The organism is Pseudomonas sp. GW821-FHT07E12 (genome assembly GCF_058986605.1).
Genome location: NZ_JBYSVX010000044.1, coordinates 1 through 24,854 on the forward strand (window position 1 = coordinate 1; position 24,854 = coordinate 24,854).

The 24,854-nt window shown below is 64.1% G+C and carries 12 protein-coding genes; 1 reads left to right on the top strand and 11 read right to left on the bottom strand.

The features are described 5' to 3' along the window. Positions 1-85: 85 nt before the first annotated feature. Positions 86-2,224 (bottom strand): S46 family peptidase, encoded by a 2,139-nt coding sequence (locus AC3WJE_RS18730; protein WP_493732342.1) that lies wholly within the window; start codon positions 2,222-2,224, stop codon positions 86-88. 223 nt (positions 2,225-2,447) lie between these two features. Here AC3WJE_RS18730 and AC3WJE_RS18735 point away from each other — a divergent pair, with 223 nt between their 5' ends. Then, positions 2,448-4,115, top strand: coding sequence for a glycoside hydrolase family 43 protein (locus AC3WJE_RS18735; protein ID WP_493732343.1), 1,668 nt, complete (start codon positions 2,448-2,450; stop codon positions 4,113-4,115). 731 nt (positions 4,116-4,846) lie between these two features. On the opposite strand, the gene AC3WJE_RS18740 is transcribed toward AC3WJE_RS18735, so the two are convergent. The 10 genes from AC3WJE_RS18740 to glyQ form a co-directional block, all read right to left on the bottom strand. Continuing rightward, positions 4,847-5,434 (bottom strand): 2OG-Fe(II) oxygenase family protein, encoded by a 588-nt coding sequence (locus AC3WJE_RS18740; RefSeq protein WP_493732344.1) that lies wholly within the window; start codon positions 5,432-5,434, stop codon positions 4,847-4,849. 25 nt (positions 5,435-5,459) lie between these two features. Beyond that, a complete protein-coding gene (locus AC3WJE_RS18745; protein ID WP_493732345.1) occupies positions 5,460-6,734 on the bottom strand; it encodes an aspartyl/asparaginyl beta-hydroxylase domain-containing protein in 1,275 nt (424 codons plus the stop codon). Between the two features lie 134 nt (positions 6,735-6,868). Continuing rightward, on the bottom strand, positions 6,869-9,619 hold the full coding sequence (locus AC3WJE_RS18750; RefSeq protein ID WP_493732346.1) for a TonB-dependent receptor: 2,751 nt from the start codon (positions 9,617-9,619) through the stop codon (positions 6,869-6,871). Between the two features lie 359 nt (positions 9,620-9,978). After that, a complete protein-coding gene (locus AC3WJE_RS18755) occupies positions 9,979-11,778 on the bottom strand; it encodes a tetratricopeptide repeat-containing sulfotransferase family protein (protein WP_493732347.1) in 1,800 nt (599 codons plus the stop codon). Between the two features lie 290 nt (positions 11,779-12,068). Continuing rightward, positions 12,069-14,789 carry a TonB-dependent receptor gene (locus AC3WJE_RS18760; protein ID WP_493732348.1) on the bottom strand — a complete coding sequence of 907 codons (2,721 nt, stop codon included), beginning with the start codon at positions 14,787-14,789 and terminating at the stop codon, positions 12,069-12,071. 433 nt (positions 14,790-15,222) lie between these two features. Further along, positions 15,223-19,080, bottom strand: a complete 3,858-nt coding sequence (locus tag AC3WJE_RS18765) for a translocation/assembly module TamB domain-containing protein (RefSeq protein WP_493732349.1) — start codon at positions 19,078-19,080, stop codon at positions 15,223-15,225. Beyond that, positions 19,077-20,855, bottom strand: a complete 1,779-nt coding sequence (locus AC3WJE_RS18770; RefSeq protein ID WP_493732350.1) for an autotransporter assembly complex protein TamA — start codon at positions 20,853-20,855, stop codon at positions 19,077-19,079. Before AC3WJE_RS18770 ends, AC3WJE_RS18765 begins: the two co-directional genes overlap by 4 nt. A gap of 140 nt (positions 20,856-20,995) precedes the next feature. After that, positions 20,996-23,218 carry a glycine--tRNA ligase subunit beta gene (gene glyS, locus AC3WJE_RS18775; protein ID WP_493732351.1) on the bottom strand — a complete coding sequence of 741 codons (2,223 nt, stop codon included), beginning with the start codon at positions 23,216-23,218 and terminating at the stop codon, positions 20,996-20,998. Continuing rightward, positions 23,215-23,880 (bottom strand): glutathione S-transferase family protein, encoded by a 666-nt coding sequence (locus AC3WJE_RS18780; RefSeq protein ID WP_493732352.1) that lies wholly within the window; start codon positions 23,878-23,880, stop codon positions 23,215-23,217. Before AC3WJE_RS18780 ends, glyS begins: the two co-directional genes overlap by 4 nt. Then, entirely contained in the window at positions 23,871-24,803 is a 933-nt protein-coding gene (glyQ, locus tag AC3WJE_RS18785) for a glycine--tRNA ligase subunit alpha (RefSeq protein WP_493732353.1), read from the bottom strand. The genes AC3WJE_RS18780 and glyQ overlap by 10 nt, the downstream gene beginning before the upstream one ends. Between the last annotated feature and the right edge of the window lie 51 nt (positions 24,804-24,854).

The following is a 24,854-nucleotide window of genomic DNA, read 5'->3' on the forward strand; positions in this document are numbered from 1 at the left end:
GGGGGGAGGAGACGGGTCTCAACCCGCGATGGGGCTTTCCAGGGGAAGCCCCATCGCGGCTGAAGCCGCTCCTACGGAACCAGTTTTAAGGCGCTACGCCCATCTCCTCCAGCAGCTGCGGTGCCGGATACACCTTCGCCATCAACCAGCGCAGATAGCGCATGTCGACGTGGACGGCGCGCTTGTAGCGCGGGTCATACCACCAACTTGCGCTCACCGACTCCCAGTTGCTGTCGAAGTTCAGGCCAATCAACTCACCCTTGGCATTGAGTACCGGCGAACCGGAATTGCCACCGGTGGTATCCAGGTTGGTCAGGAAGTTCACCGTCTGCGTCTTCAGCACCGGATCGGCGGTGTCGCCGAAATCCCCCTTGGCGATCGCATCGAGCAGCGGTTTGGGCGCATCGAACGGCACCTGCCCGGTGTTCTTCTCGACGATGCCCGCCACCGTGGTCACCGGCGCATAGGTGACCGCATCGCGCGGCGCCAGCGGCTCGACCCGGCCATAGCTGACCCGCAGCGTGCTGTTGGCATCCGGATACACCGCGCGACCCTGTTGCTTGCGCCAGGCGAACAGCGCGCGCATGTAGGCCGGGCGCAGACGCAGTTGCTCGCCTTCGCGGGACTTGCGCGCATCTTCCGCACGCAGTTGCGCCGGCACCAGCCTGGCCGCCAGCGCGATCAACGCGTCGTTGGCCAATGGTTGGCCGGCACGCGCAGCAGCGAAGCGCGACAGGCGCTGTTCCTGTTCACCCAGGGTGGTCGTGGCATACAACGCATCCAGCGCCTGCGCGAGCTGCGCCGGGGTGCGCCCGAAGGCGGCATCGTATTCCGGCACCCGTTGCGCGTCGGGCAGTTGCTGGTAGCGGGTGAACAAGCTGGTCAGCAGCGCCTTCTCGACAGACGGATCGTAGCGACGCTGCACCTGCTTGAGCACGCCTTCGATCAGTGCCTGATCACGTTGCTGATAGCCACTCTCGCGCTGTGCATCCGGCTTGACCGATTCGATCTGCAACCGCTCCAGCAGCAGCGCCGAGCGCAGTAATTGGGTCTGGGTGGTCGCCAGCCCGAGCAGCAAGTCACGTTCGCGGCCAGCCGAGCCCGCGGCCAACGAAGCCTGCAATGCCTTGATGTCACGCGCATCGCTGCCCTGCGTGGCCGCCAGCATGCCGCGCTCGTCCTCGCTGCGCAGCCGTACCGCATCGCTGCGCAGCATGCCTTCCAGCTCACCGGCAGCACGCTTGCGATTGTTCTTCAGCGATTGCAGCTGCGAGGCGTAGCGGGTCCTGGCCTCGGCATTGCTCTTGCCGGCGGTTTCGATCACCTCGATCAGCTGGTCCAACACCGCCACGCGCTGCGGCAGTGTCCAGTTGACCTGCTCGTCGAACTCGGCCGCGGTGCGATGGCGGAAGGTGGTGCCGGGATAACCGGCCAACATCGCGTAGTCGCCGGCCTTGGGGCCCTCCCGCGCGATCTGCAGGTGTGCCGGTGGTTGATACGGCACATTGTCCGGGCTGTAATCAGCGGGCTTGCCATCCTTGCTAACGTAGGCGCGCAGCAGGGTGAAATCGCCGCTATGGCGCGGCCACATGAAGTTGTCGATCTCATCGCCGTAATTGCCGATCGCACGCGGCGGCGCGTACACCAATCGCACGTCACGCAACTCCAGCTGGCGGATGCGGTAGAAATCGGTGCCGTAATACATGTTGGCGACGCTGCAACGCACCTCGCCGGACTTTTCGCAATCGGCAACGATGCGCTTGCTGGCCGCGTCCACCGCGTCGAAGTAGGCACGCCCGCTCTTGCCGCGCGCGCCCTTGAGCACCTCGTCGGTGACCTGATCGAAGCCCACCGTCACCAGCACCCGGAAATCCGGGTTGGCAGCGCGCTCGTCACCACGCCCCTTGGCGATGAAACCACCGTCGATGAAATTGTGTTCGGGCGTGCTGTTGTACTGGATCACCCCCATCGCCACGTGATGGTTGGTCAGCAGCAATCCGTCGGTCGAGACGAATGCACCGGTACCACCACCGACCTTCACCACTGCACTGAGCGGCGGCCGCGTAACGTCGGCAAGCGAGGCCGGATCGCCCTCGAAACCGGCCTGATGCAGCGTATCGGCCAGCTGCGGCAGCTGCGAAGGCATCCACATGCCCTCGTCGGCACGAGCATGGGCAGACAGCGCCAGCCCGACGGCCAGCGAAGCGGAAAGCGTATTGCGCATGGAGCAGAATCCCCGGAAATCCAGCGCAGACCATAGCCGGAGCAGCTTGCATGCGGCAACGAGGAGATCCGGCAGGACCGCACCGAAACCGCGAATGCCTTGATAGGCCACGCCTCGTCCAGCTATGTCATCACGCGATAGGTGCATGTGCAGACTTCGGGCCGCGCAGCTGACAAGCTCGACACGCCTCCGTTCCGGAGGTCTCCAACGGGAGGGAGCCACCTTGAAACGCCTTGTCCTTGCGCTGCTGTGCAGCATTGCCGCGCCTGCCGCTTTTGCCGATGCCGTGTTCACCGAAGTCGCCTATCGCGGCGACGATGGCGGACCGGTGCCCACCGCCACGCAGTACCGCAATCCGGTCGTGGCCGGGTTCTATCCCGACCCGTCGGCGATCCGCGTCGGCGACGATTTCTATCTGGTGAACTCCACGTTCGGCTATTTCCCCGGACTGCCGGTGTTCCACAGCCGCGACCTGGTGCACTGGACCCAGATCGGCAACGCGATCGATCGCCCAAGCCAGATCAACTACGGCCGCAACGAGCTGACGCGCGGCCTGTTCGCCGCCTCGATCAGCCATCACGATGGCACGTTCTACATCGTCAACACCTGCTTCTACTGCGACGGCGGCAACTTCGTCATCACCGCGAAGAATCCGGCCGGCCCCTGGTCGGATCCGCACTGGTTGAAGTTCGACGGCATCGATCCGTCGTTGTTCTTCGACGAGGATGGCCGTGCCTGGCTGGTCAACAACGGCATCCCCGAAGGCAAGATGCGCTATGACGGGCATCGCGCGATCTGGTTGCAGCAGTTCGACGTGGCGACCAACACGCTGGTGGGCCCGCGCACGGTACTGGTGGACGGCGGCGCTGATCCGGCGACCAATCCCGAGCACGTCGAAGGCCCGCACCTGTTCCGCCATGACGGCTGGTATTACCTGACCGCGGCTGAAGGCGGCACCGGCGAACTGCATGCGCAGATGGTTTGGCGCAGTCGCGCGGTCACCGGGCCTTACCAACCGTTTCCCGGCAACCCGGTGTTGACCCAGCGCGGCCTCGACCCATCGCGCCCCGATCCGATCACCTCGGCCGGACATGCACAGTTCGTCGAACTCAAGGATGGCAGCTGGTGGGCGGTTTTCCTGGCCACGCGCCCGTATCGCGGCAACCAGTACAACCTCGGCCGCGAGACCTTCCTGGCGCCGGTGAGCTGGCATGACGATTGGCCGGTGGTGCTGCCACACGGCGAGCGCGTACCGGCCATCGCCACGCGCCCGAATCTTCCGGCCGGCAAAGCCGCGCTACCGACCAGCGGCGCGTTCAACTGGAGCGAGCGCTTCACCGGCAACACGCTGCCGCTGGCATGGGTGACCATCAACGCGCCGCAACAGCGCTGGTACGTGACCGGCAAGCAAGGTCTGCGCATCACCGGTTCCACCACACCGCTGGGCAACTACGCCGACGGCCAACCGGCTTACATCGGCCATCGCCTGCAACACCACAAGGCAACAATCGACGCCACGCTCGATCCGCGATCGCTGACCGGCGGCGAACAGGCCGGCCTGGCACTGCTGCAGAACGAAACCCACTTCTATGCCGCGATGCGGGTGATCGATGGCAACGGCAGCGCCGTGGTGCTGTATCGCCGCGCCGGCAAGGATCAGCCGCAGACCGGTGTGCCGGTGGCACGGATCGCGCTGACCGACACCAACGCGCCCTTACGCCTGCGCTTCCAACTCGACGGCCCACACCTGGACGCGTTCTACGCAGCCGGTCGCGGCGACTGGCAGCCACTGGCACGTGACCTGGATGCCAGCCTGCTCAGCACCGACACTGCCGGCGGCTTCATCGGCGTCACCTTCGGGCCATACGTATACGACACGAGCAAGCGTTAAAGCCCATTGACTTGCCGCTTCAAGCCGTTGCCGTTGCCGTTGCCGTTGCCGTTGCTCGTGATTTTGCTGTCGCCCTTCGCCTTTGACTTTCCCGGGGCCCCCATCCGCAGCGACGGAGCCAGCGGGAAAAACCCGAAGGGCGACGTGCATGGATGCACGTCGTTTTCTGCCGCGGCATGGATGCCGCGTCAGAAAATCCCGCTGGCGCAGTGGACCCGTAGCGCAGCGTAGGGCGCGAGGACTGGGGCGTGCTTTCTTTGGGTTACCTTTCTTTGCACGAGCAAAGAAAGGTAACTCGCTCCGAAGGAGCGAAAGCCTTGGCTGTTGCTGTTGCTGTTGCCTTCAACGACAAATCAAACGCAAGAGCAGCGGAGCCCCGAAAAGGGATGCAAGCACAAACTCCTCTCTACGATATCTCGTCAACCATTCCTACACTTGCACGAACGTCCATGGATCCCCGCTTTCGCGGGGATGACGGTGGAGAGATGAGGGAGGACGGTAGGGGGATGGAGCGAAAGTCACTGGGTCCCCACCTTCGCGGAGGCAAGCTCTACGCGAACCACACCGAAAGAGCGCTCCATTGAAAGCAGCCAAGCCCCAGAAAAACCGGCAATCAAAAGCCCCGCGCAACGATCGAATACACCCGGAGAAACACCCCCAATCCAATCCCCTCACACCCAACATGTCACAGCCACCCCAGCTCGCAGATCCCCCCAAAAAAACCCGCGACATCAACCCGGCAACGGCTTCGCAGTGAATTCCAGATAAGTCGAGATGATGTACTTGTCACCGCTACGCGGCGGCAACGCCGCATGCATGTACATCCAGTACGGCGGAAACATCAACAACCGGCCCGTACGCGGCGCGATCTCCAGATCGAGATCGACGAAGCGGGTCTGCCCGCCCTCGGCAACATCATTGAGGTACCACAGGAACACCAGATAGCGCCCCGTCTCCTCGTCGCAGGCATCGAAATGCGGCTGGAATGCATCGCCAGCCTGCGCACGGTACTGCTTGATCCGCAGGTCCGCCATGCGCGGCCGCCATGGCACCTCGGCGGAGAGCCCGATGTCGCGGTTGTAACGCTCCAGCGCCTTCTGCATGTGCTGGATGAAGAAGCCCTTGAATGCCGGATCGGCCAACTGGGACACATTGAGTTCGGTCCAGGCGCTGTGCTCCAGCCCTGCACGCGCGCCCATGCCGTTGCGGCTGTGCCAGGCCGATGACGAATGGAACGACGCAACCAACTGCTCGCAGAATCCCGGCTCCAGATCGGCGTCATAGCAACGCACGTAATGCTTCAGGTCGGTCACGCTCATGTCGTCGACAAGCTCCTTGTGGGATTCAGACGGCGGAAATACCGACGTTGAAGTCGCCAATCGCCTCGACCAGCCGGGTCACGGCCTCGCGTTCGACCGGTTGCAGATGCGGGTTCCAGGTATCCATCAACAGGATCACGCGGGTGCTGTCGCTGCGATTCCAGGCTTCGTGCTCGAAGGTGTCGTCGAACACCATCGCACGCCCTTCCTTCCATTCGTGCAATACACCACCGGCCAGCAGCGCGCAGTCGCCGGGCACGATCAGCGGCAGGTGCACGGTCAGACGGGTATTGGTGACACCACGATGCGGCAGGATGTGCGAGCCCGGCGCCAGCACCGAGAAGCAGATTTCCGGCGCGTGATCGCGAATGCGCACCAGTGGCGTGCGCTCGATCGCCGCGGCGGTCGCCGCACAAGCCTGCGCACGGGCCTCATCGCGCATGCCATGGCGATAGAAGAAGTAGGCATCCCACGCCGGCGTACCGCCGCTGCCGGCCAGCAGACCGGCGGGCAATGCATCGGCCGGCTTGCCGAGGAACGGCGCATAGGCCTCGCCATCCTCACGCGTGGCCAGCATCTCGGTACGGATCGCATCGGTCGCCTGTTCCAGCTCTTCCAGCCACGGGAACAAGGTGCGTGACGGATAAGGCTCGGCCGGAACGTCCGGGACATAGAAAAACGTCGGCCGCTGTGAGGCATCCGCGTACTGGGCCGGCAATTCACCCAGATGAATCTTCAGGCCGCGTTCGACGCGATCCAGCGCATCAGGCCCGTATTGCGCACGCAAGGGATCGAGCAGTGACAGGAACAGACGCTGCCGTCCTGCATCGATGTAATCCATCGCATGCCGCACCCGTGGACGCAACGGCGGTGCGGTGGTGTCTTCGCCCAGCCAGCGCCCCTGACGTTGCGCGTGGGTCACCGCGGCGTAGTAGCCGACCAGCGCGCGCTCATGCCGGCCCTGTTTCTCGTGTAGCTCGGCCAGGCGCAGCTGCGCGCTGAAGTGCGTTGGCGCCTCAGCCAACAGCGCCTCCAATACCTGCATCGCGGACGTGTCATCGCCCGTGGCCGACAGTGCCGCGGCCCATCCCATGCGCGCCGGGATCCGCAGTTCGGAATCGGTTGCCGCAAGCGTCTGATACAACGGAATCGCCTGTGCCGACCGTCCTTGCGCCATCGCGATGTTGGCCAGCAACAGGTCCAGATCCGCCGGGGCATCGGGCTCGCCACGCCAGGCCGATGCCGCATGCCACGCCTCCTGCAATCGGCCCTGCTCGAACCATTGCCAGAGCTCGCGCACCCTGGTTTCCGCCTGCCTGGATGGCATCGACATCGTTGCGGCCCCCTGACCAAGAAAAAGCGGCGCGCCCCTGAGGACGCGCCGCGATTACCCTACTCCACACCCTTCCAGATCGGAAGGGCGCCTGGCTGCCCTTAGAACCTGTAGGTCGCGCGCATCCAGTAGTAGCGGCCGATCGTGTCGTAGGTGCTCACGTCGGTGTTCGCGTTCAACACGTTGTTCTGGTACATGATCGGCGGCTGCTTGTTGGTCAGGTTGTCCACGCCGAGATCGAAGCGCAGATTGGCGTCGCTCATGTCGTAGCCCAGCTGCAGCGAGTGGTATGCGTAGCTGCCGAAGTTCAGCACTACGCCCTTGTCCACGCCATCAGCCGACATGTTCTGCGACAAGTCGGTGCTGCCAACCTGGATCTTGCCGATGTAGCGCGTGCTCCAGGTCGCATCCCACGAACCCAGCTTCCAGCCGAGCTGAGCGCGGGCGCGCCAGCGGGCATAGTTGCCGTACGCCGAGTTGAACCGGCCCGCCATGCGGATCACGGTGTCGCCGGTATCGATGTTGTAGCGTTCCAGGTAGGTGCTGTCGAAGGCGAGGGTGAACCGGCCCCACTGCGTTTCCGGCAACGAGTAGTTCGCGCCGAAGTCGATACCCTGGGTATCGAGCTTGCCGATGTTGATCACCGGGGTCTCGATGTAGTCGATGTTGCCGGCGCTGACCGAGGTCGACGGGTAGCGATGGATGTAGCTGCAGTACGGGCTGCTGTTGTCGTTGTAGCAGAGGTCAACCACGGTCTGCGCGGAGATCTCCTGGATCACGTCCTTCAGCTTGACCTTCCAGAAGTCCACATTGAGCGACAGGCCCGGCACGAAGTCGGGGCTGTAGACAATGCCGTAGTCGAACGAGGTGCCCTTTTCCGGCTTGAGGTCGTAGCCCACGTACTTCGAACCGGAGGTGATCGCATCCACCTGCGACAGGCCCGAACCCTCCCAGCCGGTCGGCACGCCTTCGCAGGCGTTCTCGTGACCCGAGCCGGAGTAGCCGATGCAAGGATCGGTGAAGGTCGGCTGGTTCGCGCCCGGCCCGGCATAGAGGTCGCCGAGGGTCGGCGCACGGAACACCTGCGACACCGTACCACGCACCAGCAGGTCCTTGATCGGACGCCACTCAAGCTGGAACGAAGCACTGTTGTTGGTGCTGTCGACGCTGCTGTAGTCGGAGACACGATCGCTCACGGTCGCAGCAAGGCTACCGATCGACGAAGACTGCTCCAGGATCGGGACGTACAACTGCAGGTAGGCTTCCTTGACGTTGAAGCCGCCGCTCATCGGCGAGGAACAGGCCTCCGAGGAAATCGCGCATGAGAGGTCGGAGTCCATCACCGCATTGCTGCTGACGGTGTAGTTCGTGCTCTCCTTGCGATACAGCGCGCCCACCGCCAGCTGCACCGTGCCGGCCGGCAGGTCCCACAGGCCGCCGTTGGCACTGGCTTCCCACTGGCGACGGATCGTGGTGGTGCTGTAGTACGGGATCGATTCATGGCTGTTCAGCCAGGTCGAGGCGGCTTCCTGATCGAAGATGTTGATCTCGCCGGCATCGATCGCGCTCTGCAGTGCCGAATAGTCCACGTAGCCGTGGCTCCAGCTCTTCTGCTTGTAATGGCCGTAGTTGTAATTGACGTCCCAGGCCCAGCTGCTCTCGCCGAAGGTGCCCTTCAGGCCGACGACGTCTTGATCGTTGTCGGTCTTGTAGAAGCCCTCGCGCTGGCCCAGCGAAACGAAGCGGTTACGGTACTCGTAGCCGTCGGGACCGAACTCGACACCGAACGGGTTGTACGCATTGTCGGCAGCGATGGTGATGTTGTCGCTCTGCGCATCGAACGGCAGCGGCGCGATGGCGAAATGCGCCTCCGTGCGGTTGTGGTAGGCGCTGACGTACGCCTGCATGTTGTCGGTGATGTTGAAGCTACCGAGCACGAAGCCGCTGGTGCGCTGCTGCGGCGTCATCAGCAGGTTCTCTGCCTGATAGTTGTAGGCATCGGAGGACGAGTAGCACTTGTAGCCACCGCTGCCATTGCTGGTCATCGCGCCGCTCGCCGAACAGCCGTTGGCGGTCAGTGTGCTCTCAGGCAGCTTGTAGTAACCGGTCGGGGTACGGCTGGAGCCGCTCTTGTAGGCGCTGCCGCTGGACAGGTACAGCGCGTACTTGGAGTACTCGCGATCGGCCGAAGAGACCGCGTTCTGCTTGTTGGTATCAAGACCGACCACGATGTTGCCGCGGTCCCAGGTCTTGCCCCAGGTGAAGCTGCCGCCATGACGGGCGCCGTCACCTGCGCTGGCCTGACCATAGTTGGCGGAGACTTCACCGCCCTCGAAGTTCTTGCGCAGGATGAAGTTGACCACGCCGCCGATGGCGTCGGAGCCGTACACGGCCGAGGCGCCCACCTTCAGCACTTCGACGCGCTCGATCATGTTGGTCGGGATCGAGTTGACGTCGTTGTTGAAGACGCGGTGTCCGTCGATCAACAGCAGCGTGCGCTGCTCACCCAGGCCACGCAGCGAGATGGTCGATGCGCCATCGCCACCGCCGTTGTTGACCTGCGGGTTGGTCGCGGCACCGGCGATGCCCGGCAGCGACTGCAGCAGGTCACCGAGGGTCTGCTTGCCGCTCTCCTGGATCTGCTGGCGGTCGACCACGGCGACCGGGCTGGCGGTTTCCACGTCGACGCGGCGAACCAGGGAGCCTGTAACGGTAACGGTGTCGAGACTGACCGGCGTCTTGTCGCCGGAGGTGTCGGAGGTCTGCGCATACAGCGTGGCAGGCGCGAACGCGATGCCGAGCGGCAGGGCGATACGAACGGCGTGGGCGAGCTTGCTGGTTCTTCCGAGCATTGCAACGGTCTCCATGAAAAAGAGAAAGCACGACGGACAGGCCGATGGCGGCTTGCCGACGCGTGGCACCCAAAGTCGGGCTTGGTGTCAGGTCGCGTGCCCCAGCGATATATGTCTATCGGTGTGCACGCTTAGTTAAATTTTTATAAGACGAACCCCGGGCGGGCGTGCCTGAATGTTGGCGATTCTTGTCAATGCTGACACTTAATGTCATTGAACGGAATAATTCATGCGGATTCCGCGCGAAATTGTTATTAAAGTCTCGTTAAATTGCCCATTCAGTGCAAAACAGGCATGTGTCGCACCAATTTGGCACATATCACTGGAGCGAACTCGTCAGCCAGCATTCATGAACGCATTCAGGCCTGATAGCCCCAGCGTTCGAGGTACGGTTGCAGGGTCGGCAGGACCGGTTCGAAGTAGCGCCGATAGGGACGCCAGCGATCCAGCCCCCTCCGGTTGATGCCCTCGACCACCTGCGAGTAGCTCGGGGTACTGATGAAGCCCTTGTCGCGGGCATGGCGCTGGAAATCGAGCAGACGCTCGGGCTGCTCCAGCTGCAGGAAGGCCCCCAACCGCTGCACCTGCCCGGCGACGTCGTCCACCAGGTCTTCGTAACGGCTCTCCATCGCGACCGGCGCCAGCAGGCGGGCATGATGCAGCCAGTGCTCCATCGCGTCGGCATAGCCGTGCGCCAATCGCTCCAGATCCGAGCACAGCATCGCAAAGGCCGGCGAACGGAAGGCCTGCATGTAGCAGCTCAGCAGGACATCGCAGGGATGGCGCAGGGCCAGGATCACCTTCGCCTCGGGGAACAGCCGATGGATCAATGGCAGCCGCAGCAGGTTGAGCGGGTTCTTGTCGACCAGCCGCTGGCCAGGCGCCGGCGTCACCACCTCACGCACACGCTGCCAGTACTCGGCACGCAACGCGTCACAGGCCGCGTCATCAAGATCGCCCAGCCCATCGGGCCAGGCCAGGCCATTCTGCTCCAGTCGTTCGGCCAGCCCCTGCAGGAACGGCCGCTCGTCCATCGAGCACAGCGCGGGATGGGCGTCGAGCATCTGTTCCAGCAAGGTGGTACCCGAGCGCGGGAACCCGACCACGAAGATCGGCGAATCCGCCATCGTCGGTGCCGTGACCGGCCGCGCGGTGGCGTGGCGCGCGGGCGACCAGCGTTGGCGTGCGACCGGCAGCGGGGCATCGCCCTGCTTCATCGCCATCGGCACCAGCGGCGCGATACCTGCCAGCTGCGCGGCGTGTGCCTCGGCGCAGGCGCTCATCGCATCATCCGGCCGCTTGAGCTTGTCGTAGATACGCGCCAACGCAAAGTAGAGATTGCTGCGCTTGCGCTTGTCGCCCGGTTCGGCGAGCAGCATCTCCAGGGCCGTGCATGCCTGTTCCCATTGGTTCCCGCGCATCGCCAGCACGACCTGGGCGTTGAGCGTGTCCTGACGTGCTTCGTAGTCGGCAATGCTGTCGGCGGCCGGCAGGTGCGCCGCGGCGGCGCGTGCTTCGTCCAGACGATTGGCGCGCTCAAGCACCAGCACCCGCCGTGCCCACGCACGCACCGGATCGGGCATCCGCGCGATGCTGTCGCTCAGCAGCGCATCGGCCTCATCCGTCTGGCCGCCCTGCGCCAGCAGCCACGCCAGATCCTGAGCGTCTTCCGGATCCAGCGGCGGCCACTGCCGCCACGACGCGATCAGCACTTGCTCGCGCTGGAAGTCGCCGCATTCATGGCAGGCCATCGCCGCATGCAGCCGTGGCAGCGGCGCAGACGGGTCCAGTTCGTGCGCATCCAGCAGATGCTCGCGGGCGGCAGCGTAATCGCCCTCGTCCATCGCCAGCAGACCCAGGTTGTGATGCGTGACCGGATCGCGCGGATCCAGCGCACGCGCGCGCAGATACGCCGCCTGTGCCTCGTCGAGGCGATGCAACTCGCGCAACGCATTGCCAAGATTGTTCCAATGCGCTGCCTCCTGCGGCTGGCGCCGGGTCAGCTCGGCGTGGACCTCGGCGGCCTCAGCCACGCGCCCCTGCATCTGCAGGCTCACCGCCAACAGGCTGCGCACCAGACTGTCATCGGGTGCATGCGCCAGGTATCGCAACGCGCCCTGCTCCAACGCCTCGGCATGGCCGGATTCGAGGGCAGCCATCAGCGCCGGGATCGTGGGCACCGCGGCGCCTTGTGCAGAGAAAGGTGTGGTCATTGCGATACAGCAACCGCCTGGTGGGAAGCGGACCATAGCGGCCCGCTTGGCGGTTTCGCAATGGACTGCACTCCAGAACGTACAAAGTACACAACGCGCCCTGGAAATTTGGATCGCCGAAACTCAGGAGGGGCTCCGGCGGCTACCCCAAATTCGTCGCATGCACATAAAAAGGCGGGGCGTCCCTGGGGACGCGCCGCCTTGGCCCTTCTCGTCTGGAGGAACGCCGACCGTCCTTAGAACTTGTAGGTCGCACGCATCCAGTAGTAGCGGCCGATCGTGTCGTAGGTGCTCACGTCGGTGTTGGCGTTGAGTGCGTTGTTCATGTAGACAATGGGCGGCTGCTTGTTGCCCACGTTGTCCACACCCAGATCGAAGCGCATGTGTGCCGGGGCCATGTCGTAACCGACCGCAATCGAATGGTAGGTGTAGCTGCCGAAGTCCAGCGGATCGGTCTCGCTGTCGACATGGATCTTGCCGACATAACGCTCGGTGAGCGAGGCGTCCCAGCTACCCAGTTTCCAGCCCAGTACCGCACGACCGCGCCAGCGGGCGTAGTTGCCGAAGGAGTACGAGTAGGTGCCGGCCAGCTTGTAGACCTCCGAGCCGGTATCGATGTCGTAGCGCTGCAGGTAGGTGGTATCGACCGCCAGGTTGAACTTGCCGTAGGTGGTCCACGGCAGCGCATAGTTGAAGCCGAGGTCGATGCCCTGGGTCACCAGACTGCCGATGTTGACGGTCGGGGTCTCGATGTAGTCGATCGTGCCGGCGCTAACCGAACTGGACGAATAGCGGTGGATAAACGAGCAGTAGACGCTGGCATCGTTGGCATAGCAGAGATCGGCGACGGTCTGCGCGTCGATCGACTGGATCAGATCGTCGAGCTTGACCTTCCACCAGTCGAGGTTGATCGACAGGCCCGGAACGAATTCGGGGCTGTAGACCAGGCCGTAGTCAAACGACGTGCCCGTCTCGGCCTTCAGGTTGTAGCCGGCATAGACCGAACCGGACGTGATCGCATTGGTCTGCGACAGGCCGGAGCCTGTCCAGCCGGTCGATACGCCGGCACACGCGTTGTCGTGGCCTGAACCGGAGTAGCCGATGCAGGGATCATCGAAGCCTTCCGCGCTGGCGGTCGGACCTGCGTACAAATCGCTGATCGTGGGTGCACGGAACACCTGGGCCACGGTGCCACGCAGCATCAGGTCCCTGACCGGGCGCCATTCCAGCTGGAACGAGGCGCTGTTGTTGGTCGAGCTGACACTGCTGTAGTCGGAGAAGCGGTCGCTGAGGGTGACGTTGACAGCTCCGACCGGCGAAGCCTGCTCCAGCACCGGCACGAACAGCTGCAGGTAGGCTTCCTTGACGTTGAACGAACCGCTCAACGGCGACGAGCAGGCCTCGGAGGAGACCGCACAGGTGTTGTCGTCGTCCATCACCGCATTGCTGCTGACGGCGTAGTTCTCCGATTCCTTGCGGTACAGCGCACCCGCCGCCAGCTGCACCGCGCCGGCCGGAAGGTCGAACAGAGTGCCGGTGGCGCTGCCCTCCCACTGGCGACTGATGTTGGTGGTGGTATAGCGCGGGACCGACTGGTGGCTCTTCATCCAGGCGATGGTGGTGGCATCGCTCTGGTCGAAGATGTTGACCTCGCCCGAGTCGATCGCCGCCTGCAGCGCATCGTAGTCCACATAGCCGTGCGCCCAGGATCTGCTCTTGGTGTGGCCATAGTTGAAGTTGACATCCCAGGCCCAGCTCGAGTCGCCGATGTTGCCCTTCAGACCAAGCACGTCCTGGTCGGTCGTGGTGTCGTAGAAGTACTCGCGATTGCCCAGCGAGGTGAAGCGCGTGCGGTACTCATAGCCGTCCGGACCGAACTCGACGCCGAACGGATTGTAGGCGTTGTCGGCGGCGATGGTGATGCCGTCGCTCTGCGCATCGAACGGCAGCGGCGCGATGCTCATGTGCGACATCGTGTGGTTGTGGTACGCGTTGACGTACGCCTGCACGTTGTCGGTAACGTTGAAGGTGCCGAGCACGAAACCGTTGACGCGCTCCTGCGGCGTCATCAGCAGGTTGTCCGCCTGGTAGTTGTAGGCGTCCGACGAGGTGTAGCACTTGTAGCCGCCGCTGCCGTTGCTGGTCATCGCGCCGCTCGAACTACAACCGTTGGCGGTCAGGGTCGAGGACGGCAGCTTGTAATAGCCACTCGGGGTGCGGCTGGAACCGCTCTTGGTGACTACGCCGCTGGTCAGGTACAGCGCGTACTTGGAATACGCACGGTCAGCCGAGGACACCGCGTTCTGCTTGTTGTAATCCAGGCCAACCACCACGCTGCCGCGGTCCCAGGTCTTGCCCCAGGTGAAGTTGCCGCCGTGGCGTGCGCCGTCGCCATAGCTGGTCTGGCCGTAGTTGGTGCTGACCTCGCCACCCTCGAAGTGCTTGCGCAGGATGAAGTTGACCACACCGCCGATCGCGTCGGAGCCATACATCGCCGAGGCACCGACCTTCAACACTTCCACGCGCTCGATCATGTTGGTCGGGATCGAGTTGACGTCGTTGTTGAGGATGCGGTGGCCATCAACCAGGATCAACGTGCGCTGTGAGCCCAGGCCACGCAGCGAGATGGTCGATGCACCATCGCCACCTCCATTGTTGACCTGCGGGTTGGTCGCCGCACCGGCGATGCCCGGCAGCGACTGCAGCAGGTCGCCGAGGGTCTGCTTGCCGCTCTGTTCGATCAGTTCGCGACTGACCACGGCCACCGGACTGGCGGTTTCCACATCGACACGGCGAACCAACGAACCGGTGACCGTCACCGTATCGAGGCTGACTGCGTTCTTGTCGTCGGCACCGGCAGTGGTGCTCTGGGCATGCAGTACGAAGGGAGAGAGCGCCAGACCCATGGGAAGGGCGAGGCGCACAGCTTGTGCGAGCTTGCTTGTTGTTGCGGGCATTGCAACGACCTCATTGCAAGAGAGTGAAAGAGCGGGACGTGTGTCCGCACTCCTTTCTGCGCCACGGCTAACGTGGCGCAGAGGAACATGTCGCGCGCCTTCGACCTCTTGTCGCAGCGTGCTTGGTTAAAGTTTTAGAAGAAATTCGTTGGGATCATGTGTTGCCCTTCCACATGCCCTGGGATACATCGATATGACTTGGCGATAGATTTCAAGCCACGGCATTCTCGTGCCATTTATGTACTTATGCAGACATCAACCGGGTTGGTACGGGCCAGCCTGGGTACAGACAGAGCATGTGAGCACCGTCGCGGTGCGCTGTTATCAGGCCACTGCGACAGCGATATTCTGCTGGCATTCAGGCTGGCGGCACGATCCGCGCACGTTTGTCAGCCCATGCGAACGCCGGCGTCCATCGAAACTATCCCGCGAACTACTTCTCCTTCCGCCAATTCACCGACCCCTTGGTCTCCACCGTGCTCGATTCCACTTCCACGTCAAAGCCGCGGCTTAGCAGGTACTTCAGCGTTAATACCGAGCCGGCGCCGATCATTGATACGCCGTAGCCGACGTATATCTTCGGGGAGAGGTATTTTCCGAAACCCAATACCGAGCCGCCCAAGGTGCTGGATTGCTGCACGCCGGCGTCGTCCAGGCCGAGTTTTGCGCCTAGTTGCGAGGCGATCAGGCTGCTGCCGGCCGATAGTGCGGCGGAAGCGGCGGTGACTTGTTCGGTTTCGCTGCTGCTGGCGGTGGCCAGGCCGCGGCCCAGTACCAGATACGACATGGCCTCGGATTGCGACATCGTCGGGTCCGACCAGACGTCGGCGCGGGGCGATTCGGCGCGGCCGCTGACGTCGATGCCGGCGGTGACGTCGCCGATCTTGCGTTCGGCGCGGATATTGATGCGTGGGTCGGAGACGATGTTGTTGTTCCAGGTCAGCTGGCCGCGGCTGATGGTCAGATCCTGGCCATACGCTTTATATCGACCACTGACGTCGAGGCCACCGTTGGCGGTCGTTTCGTAGCCGGGGCGCGAGCGGATCTGCAGTTGGCCGGTCAGTGCGCCCTTCAGGCCGAAGCCGTTCATCTTGACCTTGTCGCCGAGCGCGATGGTCAGCTGCATGTCCAGCGGCGAGGCTGGGGTTTGTTCGGGATCGACCGGATCCAGCACCACCACATCTTCGGATACGGAGGTGCCGCGATCGAGCCGCTCCAGGTCGATGTCGCCTTCCGGCACCGTCACCTGGCCGCGGAGTTGCATGATCTTGCCCTGGATGCCGAATCGCAGGTCCGGATTGGCGATGATGCGTAATTCGCTGGTGTTGTAGGCCAGCACGTTCTGACCTTGAATATTGAGTTGCAGCGGCGTGCCTTCGCCGTACCACGACAATCCGCCATCGACATTCAAGGTGCCGTCACCGGACTTCACTGATGCGGTAATCTTTGCCGAGCCGTCCGGGAGCGCATCGAAGCGGCCTTTGCCTTCGCTCAGCGACAGGCCCATCGATGGATACTCGGCAGTGAAATTACTCAGCGTGGCGTCGCCGCCGAGCAGCGGTTTGCTGCGGGTGCCGCGCAGGCTGACGTGGCCTTCGAGCAGGCCTTTCGGGCGATCGATCTCGGCGACGAACAGCTGCAGCCAGTTCATCCGCGAAATGTTGGTGTAAAGCTCGCCGTTGAGCGGCGCGTAGTCGTCCCAGCCGGTGTTGAACTTGGCATCGACGAAGCCGTTGCCCTGGAAGCCGATGCCGAGATAACCGTTGATCTGCTTGGGATCGAACGTCGCACGCATGCTGAAGTGGTCGTAGCGGACCAGTTCGCCCCGATTGGGGTTGGTGCCGAGATCGACCTGAAAGCGCGGCTCGCCCAGGCGTACGCCACCTTCAAGCGAGGTGATCTCGAAACCGCCTTCCCAGGCATTGCCGCGCGGTTTGAAACTGCCATCGATCGCGACATCACCGCGCAGGATGATCTGGCGTCCATTCTGTTTGGGCAACCACGGGTGGATCAACGACAGCGGCAGCGGACCGCCCTTCACTGTCACGCCGTCGCGCGGCCAGTCGGCCTTCGCACATAGCGCACCACCACTGCCGGCGGCGAAACAGGCGTCGGAGAGCGTGAACGCTGCGCCGTTCAATCCGAACTGCGCCGGCTGCCGCAGCGCCCAGGCTTCGCCCTTGGACGGTGCGATACGCAACGTTGCAAGTTGGCCTTGCCAGCGCGCGCCGTTGCGATGTGCGTCGCCGCGTAGCGACAACGAAGCCATTGCGCTTTTTGCCTCGACATCGAGAGCGAGGTTCTCGACCGCGCCGCGCGCCTGCACGCTCACGCTGTCCAGCACCAGACCGGCGGTGATCGCGCTGCCCTGCAACGCGAGCGTGCCGCCATCGCCGCGCCACGGCAGGCGTCCGCGCAGGCTCAATGTCTCGGCACTGTAGCTCTGCCAGCGCAGGCCGCTGCCGGCGAGGTCGGCGGTGATGTCCGGGGCATCGCGATGGCCTTTCACCTGCAAGGTGCCGCGCAGCGTGCCGGCGCTGCCGGGCAGCAGATCGTCGAGTTGCAGCGGTTGCAGCTGCGCGTCGATATCGAGTGTGTCGCCGACTTTGCCCTGTGCGGCGATGCGGCTGTTGCCAAGCGCCAAGGTCAACTGGCCTTCGCCCTGCGTGCCTTGCAGTGCGAACTTGCCGCTGGCGTCGAGCGTGCGTTGGCGCAACTGACCTTTGAGTGCGTCGATCTGCGCGGTGAGCTCGTAACCGGGCGACGCACCACCGGCGGGCGCGGGCAGTTGCCGGCCCTTGGAAGCGATCTTGCCGGAGAGGCTGCCGTCCCAACCCGGTGCGAAATAACCGGGGTCGAATTTCGCCAACGTCGCGGCCACATCCCAGCTCAGTTCCGGCACCCACGCCACATCACCGGTGACGTCGAGCGTGCCGCCCGGCGTGTTCGCCTGCAGTTGCTGGATATGTGCGCGCTGGTCATTGCCGCGCACATCGAACTGCAATGCCGCCTGTTGCGCATCACGCTCGACATCGGCGTGGCCGATCGCGGCCCAGGCCTTCAGGTTGCCGGCCACGCCCAGACGCGCGTCCTTCAGTTCGATCGGCACCGCCGGCGCCTGTGGCGTGGCCGGATCCGGCGCCGGCACGAAGCGCAGGCCATTGGCGTTGACCGAGAAACGGAACGTCGCGTTGTCCGGATCGGTGAAGTCGGCGCTGCCCTGCAGCTGTGTACGCCCTTCGAACGCATCCACCACCAGCGGCTGCACCTGCAGCACCTGATCCTTGAGCACGATGTGCGAGGGTTGCAGCGTGGCGTGCAGGTCGCCTTGCTTGAGCGTGCCTTGCAGGCGCGCGTCGCCGCCCTTGCCGTCCGCGCTCAGGTCGAACGCGAGGGGTTTGCCGGCAGATGCGGCTGTGCCTTCGGCCCGTGGTATCAGCAACGACAGATCCAGCGCTTCGGTGGCCGCCTTGAATTGCCAGGTCGGATCCTTGCGCCCGGTCAGCACCAGCGTCGCGCGCAGCGGTTCGGGCGCGCGGCCGGCGAGTGCGACTTCCATCTTCGACAGATCGCCACGCGCAACCAATCCGACACTCGCCGGCGTGCGGCCACGCGGAGCCGGCAGCACCACGGTCGCGGTCAGGTTGGCCTTGTAGTCCTTGTACGGGAGATAGTCGCCATCGATGCGGAAATCACCGCGATCGCTGTTCACCACCAACTGGCGCGCGCGCAGCTCGCCTTGCGCCGCTTCCACGCCGCCCCGGATGCGATGCAGGTCGATCATCGGCTGCTGCAGCTGGGTGATGCGCAGGTTGTCGACGACGATGCTGTCGACCTGGATCGCCAGTGGCAGGTCGATCTGCGGCAGCGATTCCGGCCAGCTCGGCAGCTTGAAGGGTTCCTCGCTCTTGCCGAGATTGAGCGTGGCATTGCTCACTTCCAATGCATCCAGCCGCAGCTTGCGGCCGAGCAGTGGACGCAGGTCAGGAGCCAGATACACGCGCTCGGCGGTGAAATGGATGTCCTGATAACGGAAATCGACGTTGCGCAGCGTCAGTGGCCCGGCCAGGGGGCCATCTGCTTCGCTCCAGGTGAACACCGCGCCGACAGGCAAGCGTGCCACCACCTGCGCCAGCAGCACATCGCGGCCGGCCACGGTCTGCAACAGCCAGTACAGCGCGAACAGCAGCAACAGCACCACGCCGATCATGCCGAGACCGGAACCGATCCAGAAGCCACGACGGCGATAGAAGCGTCGGCGCGGTGATGGTGTGGGAGCGCTCTGGTTCACAGGTTCGCTCCGATGTTGATGTAGAGCTGGACCTGCGAATCCGGGCTGTTCAGGCCGTGCCCGATATCCACCCGCACCGGCCCGACCGGCGATTTGTAACGCACACCGACACCGACACCGGTATGCCAGTCGGGCGTGTCGTCGAATGCGCTGCCGCTGTCGACGAATACCGCCATGCCCAGCGGCCCGCCCTTGAAGTAATGCTCGTACTCGGCGCTGGCGGTGATCACGCTCTTGGCACCGAGTGCGTACTTGCCGCTGCGCGGGCCGACCTCGCGATACGCGTAGCCACGCACGCTGTCATCGCCACCGGCAAAGAAACGCAGGCTCGGCGGCATCGACACCAGATCGCTGGTCCAGGTGCTGCCGGCCTCGCCACGCAGGATCATGCGGCTGTCCGCACCGGCCGGCAGGAACCAGCGCAGCTTGCCGTAGGCCTGCACGAAACTGGCATCCGAACCGACACCGCCCATGCCGCCACGCAGTTGCATCGTGGCGGCGATGCCCTTGCGTGGGAACATGCGGTCATCGACGTTGACGTAGTTCATCTCCAGCTGCGGATATACCAGCGTGGCGTACTGATAGGTCAGCGGTTGATTGTCGTTGTCGTTATCGGGGTAGTAACCCCAGCGCTCGCGCAGGGCATTGATCGAAGCGATCGCGGTCCAGTGTTCGTTGAGCTGGCCGCTGCGCGCGGCGCTCAGCTTCAGGTTACGCAGGTCGATGTAGTCGGTCTGCTCGTCGTACACGCGCGCGGAGAATGCGTACCAGCCGTCCAGCCAACCAAATGCCGGAATGCGGTAGGTGGTGCTCAGCGATTTGCGCTTCTGCGCGTAGTCGAGCTGGGTGTCCATCTTGTGGCCGCGCGAGTTGACGTAGCGACGCGCGACGCCGCCGCGCACACCCGGACCACTCTCGCTGCCATAGCTGAGACCGGCGGTATAGATCGTGCGCTTGGCGCGGGTGAGCTTGACGTCCACCGGCACGCGTCCCTGGTCGTCGGCTTCCTCCGGCCGGGACTGGATATCGATGCTGCTGAAGTAATCCAGCTTGGTCAGCGATTCGCGCAGCCGGTCCAGCTTGCCCTCATGGTAGTAGCTGCCTTCTTCCCAATACACCAGCGGGTCGAACAGGCCCTTGTTGAAATAGTCGTAGTCGAAGCGCACCGGCCCCATGTCGTAGCGACGGCCGCTGTCCCAGGCCAGGTCGATATCGGCGGCATGCTCGGCGCGGGTGACCTCGACCCGGCGCTGGGTGAAGTCGGCATCGAAGTAACCGCGTTCGGCCAGGCGACGGGTGATCCGGACTTTGCTGGCTTCGTAGTTGGGGTGGTTGAAGGTTTCGCCCGGCTTGGGCTGGAACTGTTCCAGATCCTGCTTGATGTACTGGTCATCCTCGGCCCAGCCGTCCATCTCGATATGCGAGTTGCGCACTCGCACCGGCTCGCCCTTGTCGATGGTGATCACCACCGTCAGATGGTCGTTGTCACGCGGTGCCTGGATGTCGATCGTCGGTGTGTAGTAGCCGAACGGCTCCAGCGCGGTACGGGTCTGCGCTTCGGCCTGGCTGAGCAGGTATTCCAGCCGCGATTCGCCCTGTTCCTTGCCGACCGCTTCGTACAGCGCGAGCGAGACCTCGATGTTCTCGATCATCGCCGCGTCGTCGTCCTTGTCCAGGCCCTTGATCTGCACCTTGTCGATGGTGCCGCGCGCGTGGGCGGCGCCGACGACGCACAGGAGCAACAAGGTGGCGAGGACAGGGGGATTCAATCGCATGCAGTGAGGATAGCCGGATGAGTCCTGTGGGCTGTTAATGGGGTGTCGAAAGACTCAAGTCACTGGGTCCCCGCCTGCACGGGGACGACGATGCGTGAGCGTTGGCTGCGAGCCCCTGCTGGAAGAGGGGCTTTCGGGCGTCAATTCGACAGATGCTCGATCGCCGCGACGCTGCCGAGGCGGTCGCCGAGCTTCTTCAGCAACGCGAGGCGGTTGGCACGCAGCTTCGGATCCTCGGCGTTGACCATCACCCCGTCGAAGAACGCATCGACCTGCGGACGCAGCCGCGCCAGCCGTGCCAGCACCGCGACGTAGTCCTTCTGATGCAGGCTTGCGCCGGTATCACCGATCGCTGCTTCCACCGCCTCGGCCAGTGCTTCCTCGGCTGGCTCGGACAGCAGCGCGGTGTCGATGTCGCCGGGGATCTCCACCTCGCCCTCGGCCTTGCGCAGGATGTTGCGGATGCGCTTGTTGGCGGCAGCCAGCGATCCGGCTTCCGGCAGCTGCGCGAAGATGCCGATCGCATCGATGCGGCGGTCGAAGTCGTATAGCGAAGCCGGCTTCAGTTCCGCGACCGCGTTGAAGTGTGTGGCCGGCACGCTCTTGTCGGAGTAGTAGCCGCGCAGGCGGTCGAGGATGAAGTCGTAGAGTTCCGATCCAGTGGGAATCGCATCCAACACTGTGAGCGTCTGCCCTTGCTTGCCGAAGTGGTCTTTCAGGAAATCGATGACGAAACCACTTTTCGCCTTGCCTTCATCGACATTCGCTGCCGTATCAGCCTGAGCAGCATCCGCGTCTTTCTTCGGACTGTGTGAAGCGACGGCGAACAATGCCTGCAATACCGCTACATTGAGTAGGTCACCCAAGTTCAGATCAAACCCACTCTCGATCACCGTCCGCGCCAACCCCAACGCATTACGCCGCAGCGCAAACGGATCCTTGTTGCCAGTCGGCTTCAGTCCTGCCGCGAAACCACCGGCCAGCGTATCCAGACGCTCGGCGATCGCCAGCACCTTGCCCAACGGCGACAGTGCGATGTCATCGCCGGCGAAGCGCGGCTGATAAGCCTCGTCGATCGCCAGCGCGACTTCGGGCGATTCGCCGCCGGCAATCGCGTAATGACGTCCGGCGATGCCCTGCAGTTCCGGGAATTCGCCGACCATCCGCGATTGCAGGTCGTTCTTGGCCAGCTCGGCGGCACGCCGTGCCTGCGCCGGATCAACACCGACCTGCTGCGCAATCACCTCGGCCAGCACAGCCACGCGCGCAACCTTGTCGGCCACGCTGCCAAGCTTGGCCTGGTAGGTGACGGTCTTCAGACCCCCGCCCATCGCGAGCAGACCCTGCTTGAGATCCTCATCGAAGAAGAACTTGGCATCGGAGAAACGCGGGCGGATCACCCGCTCGTAGCCCTTGGCGACCTCGGCGACGTCCTTCGACTCGATGTTGGCGATGCCGATGAACTTCTCGGTCAGCTTTCCGGCAGCATCGAGCACCGGGAAGAATTTCTGGTTGATCTCCATCGTCTCGATCAGCGCTTCCTGCGGCACCGCCAGGAACTCGCGCTCGAAACTGCACAACACCGCCGACGGCCACTCGACCAGGTTCACCACCTGCTCCAGGTTGTCGTCGGTGATGCGGGCGCTGCCGCCGGCCTGCTTCGCGGCGGCCTGCACCTCGGCGACGATGCGGGTGCGACGCGCATCCGGATCGACCAGCACGTGCGCGGCTTCCAGCGAGGCGACGTAGTCTTCCGGCGCGCTCAGCCACACGGTCTTGTCGTGCATGAAGCGATGGCCACGGCTCATGCGGTCGGCCTTGACACCAAGCAGCTCGGCCTCGATCACGTCCTTGCCCAGCAGCAGCACCAGCCAGTGCACCGGACGCGCGAACGCGTAGTCGTGGTCGCCCCAGCGCATCGGCTTGGGAATCGGCATCGCCGCGATCGCCTCGCGCACGATCTCCGGTAACAGCTCAGCAGTGCGCGCGCCCGGCTTCACCGCGCGGTGCACGAAACGCTCGCCCTTGGCGTCGCTGGTGCGCTCCAGCGCGCTCCATTCCACACCCGCCTTGGCGGCGAAACCTTCCAGCGCCTTGGTCGGCTGGCCATCGGCGCCGAGTGCGATGTTGAGATAGGGGCCGAGCACTTCCGAACGCTGCTCGGGCTGCTCGATCGCCACGCCCGGCAGCAGCACCGCCAGACGACGTGGTGTGGACAGCGGCCTGGCGTCGCCGCGCTCGTAGGCGATGCCGCGCTTGTCCAGCCCGGCGATCACGCCATCGAAGAACGCCTGCGACAGGCCCGGCAGCGCCTTGACCGGCAACTCCTCGGTACCGAGTTCGATGAGGAGGGGCTGCATCATGCGGGCGTGACCTGTGTTGCGGAAGCGGACGTGGGAATGGGTGCGTCGAACGGGATGTAGTGCTGGCCGAACACGGGTAATGCCTCGCAGCGATCGACGTGCGCGCGCAGCGCCGGCCAGGGTGCGAGATCCAGCGGCAATGCTTCGCGCAGATGGGTAGTGAAACAGGCGACGCCGATGTCGGCATGGCTCATCGTGTCACCGACCAGCCAGTCGTGGCCGACGCGCGCGGCGCATGCCTTTTCGAGTTCATGCAAGGCGCCCTCGACCTGGGTGCGACAGCGCAACAGCCACAACTCGCTGTGCATGTCGGCCGGGCGGAAGATGCGTTCCAGCACGATCAGCACGGCCTTGTCGATGGCGCCGGTGGCCAGCGCGATCAGGCGCTGCGCGTCGCGGCGGGCGATGCCGGTGGCAGGCATCAGCGCGCGTTCGGGGCCGACCTGGTCATCGAGATAGTCAAGCATCATCGCCGACTCGGTCAGCACTTCGCCGTCGTCCAGCACCAGGGTCGGCGCGCGGCCCAACGGGTTGTACTGGCGAATGCGGTCGAAATCCTTGCCGACCGACCAGGCGCGATGTTCGAACGGCATCCCGTACAACGCCATGGCGATCGCCACGCGCCTCACGTACGAGGAGTCGTACATGCCGATCAGGAGCATGCAGCCTCCGGCGTCGGCTTCTTCAGGCCGGGGAAACCGAGCTTCTCGCGCTGCGCGTAGTACGCCTGCGCCACCGCCTGGGCCAGCGCGCGCACCCGCAGGATGTAGCGCTGGCGCTCGGTGACGGAGATCGCGCGGCGCGCGTCGAGCAGGTTGAAGGTGTGGCTGGCCTTGATCACCTGCTCGTAGGCCGGCAGCGGCAGGCCGACTTCGACCAGCTTCTGCGCCTCGCGCTCGCAGGCGTCGAAGCGGTGGAACAGCTCGGCCACGTCGGCATGCTCGAAGTTGTAGGTGCTCTGCTCGACTTCGTTCTGGTGATAGACGTCGCCGTACGTCACCGGCGTGCCGTCCGGGCCGTAGGTCCAGACCAGGTCGTAGACGTTGTCGCAGTTCTGCAGGTACATGCAGAGCCGCTCCAGGCCGTAGGTGATTTCGCCCAGTACCGGCTTGCACTCGATGCCGCCGGCTTGCTGGAAATAGGTGAACTGGGTCACTTCCATGCCGTTGAGCCACACTTCCCAGCCCAGGCCCCAGGCGCCGAGCGTCGGCGATTCCCAGTTGTCCTCGACGAAGCGCAGGTCGTGCACCAGCGGATCGATGCCGAGCGCCTTCAACGAGCCCAGGTACAGCTCCTGGATGTTGTCCGGGTTCGGCTTCATCGCCACCTGGTACTGGTAGTAGCGCTGCAGGCGGTTGGGATTCTCGCCGTAACGACCGTCGGTGGGACGGCGCGAGGGCTGCACGTAGGCAGCGTTCCACGGCTCCGGGCCGAGCGCACGCAGGAACGTGGCCGGATGGAAGGTACCGGCCCCCACCTCCAGGTCCAGCGGCTGGATCAGCACGCAGCCCTGTTCGGCCCAGTATTGGTTGAGGGTCTGGATCAGGCCCTGGAAGGTGATCGGTACGGACCGGGTGTCGGACATGCTGCAAAGGCCGGCGGATTGAGGGGTGGGATAGTATAACGAGGCTCTATA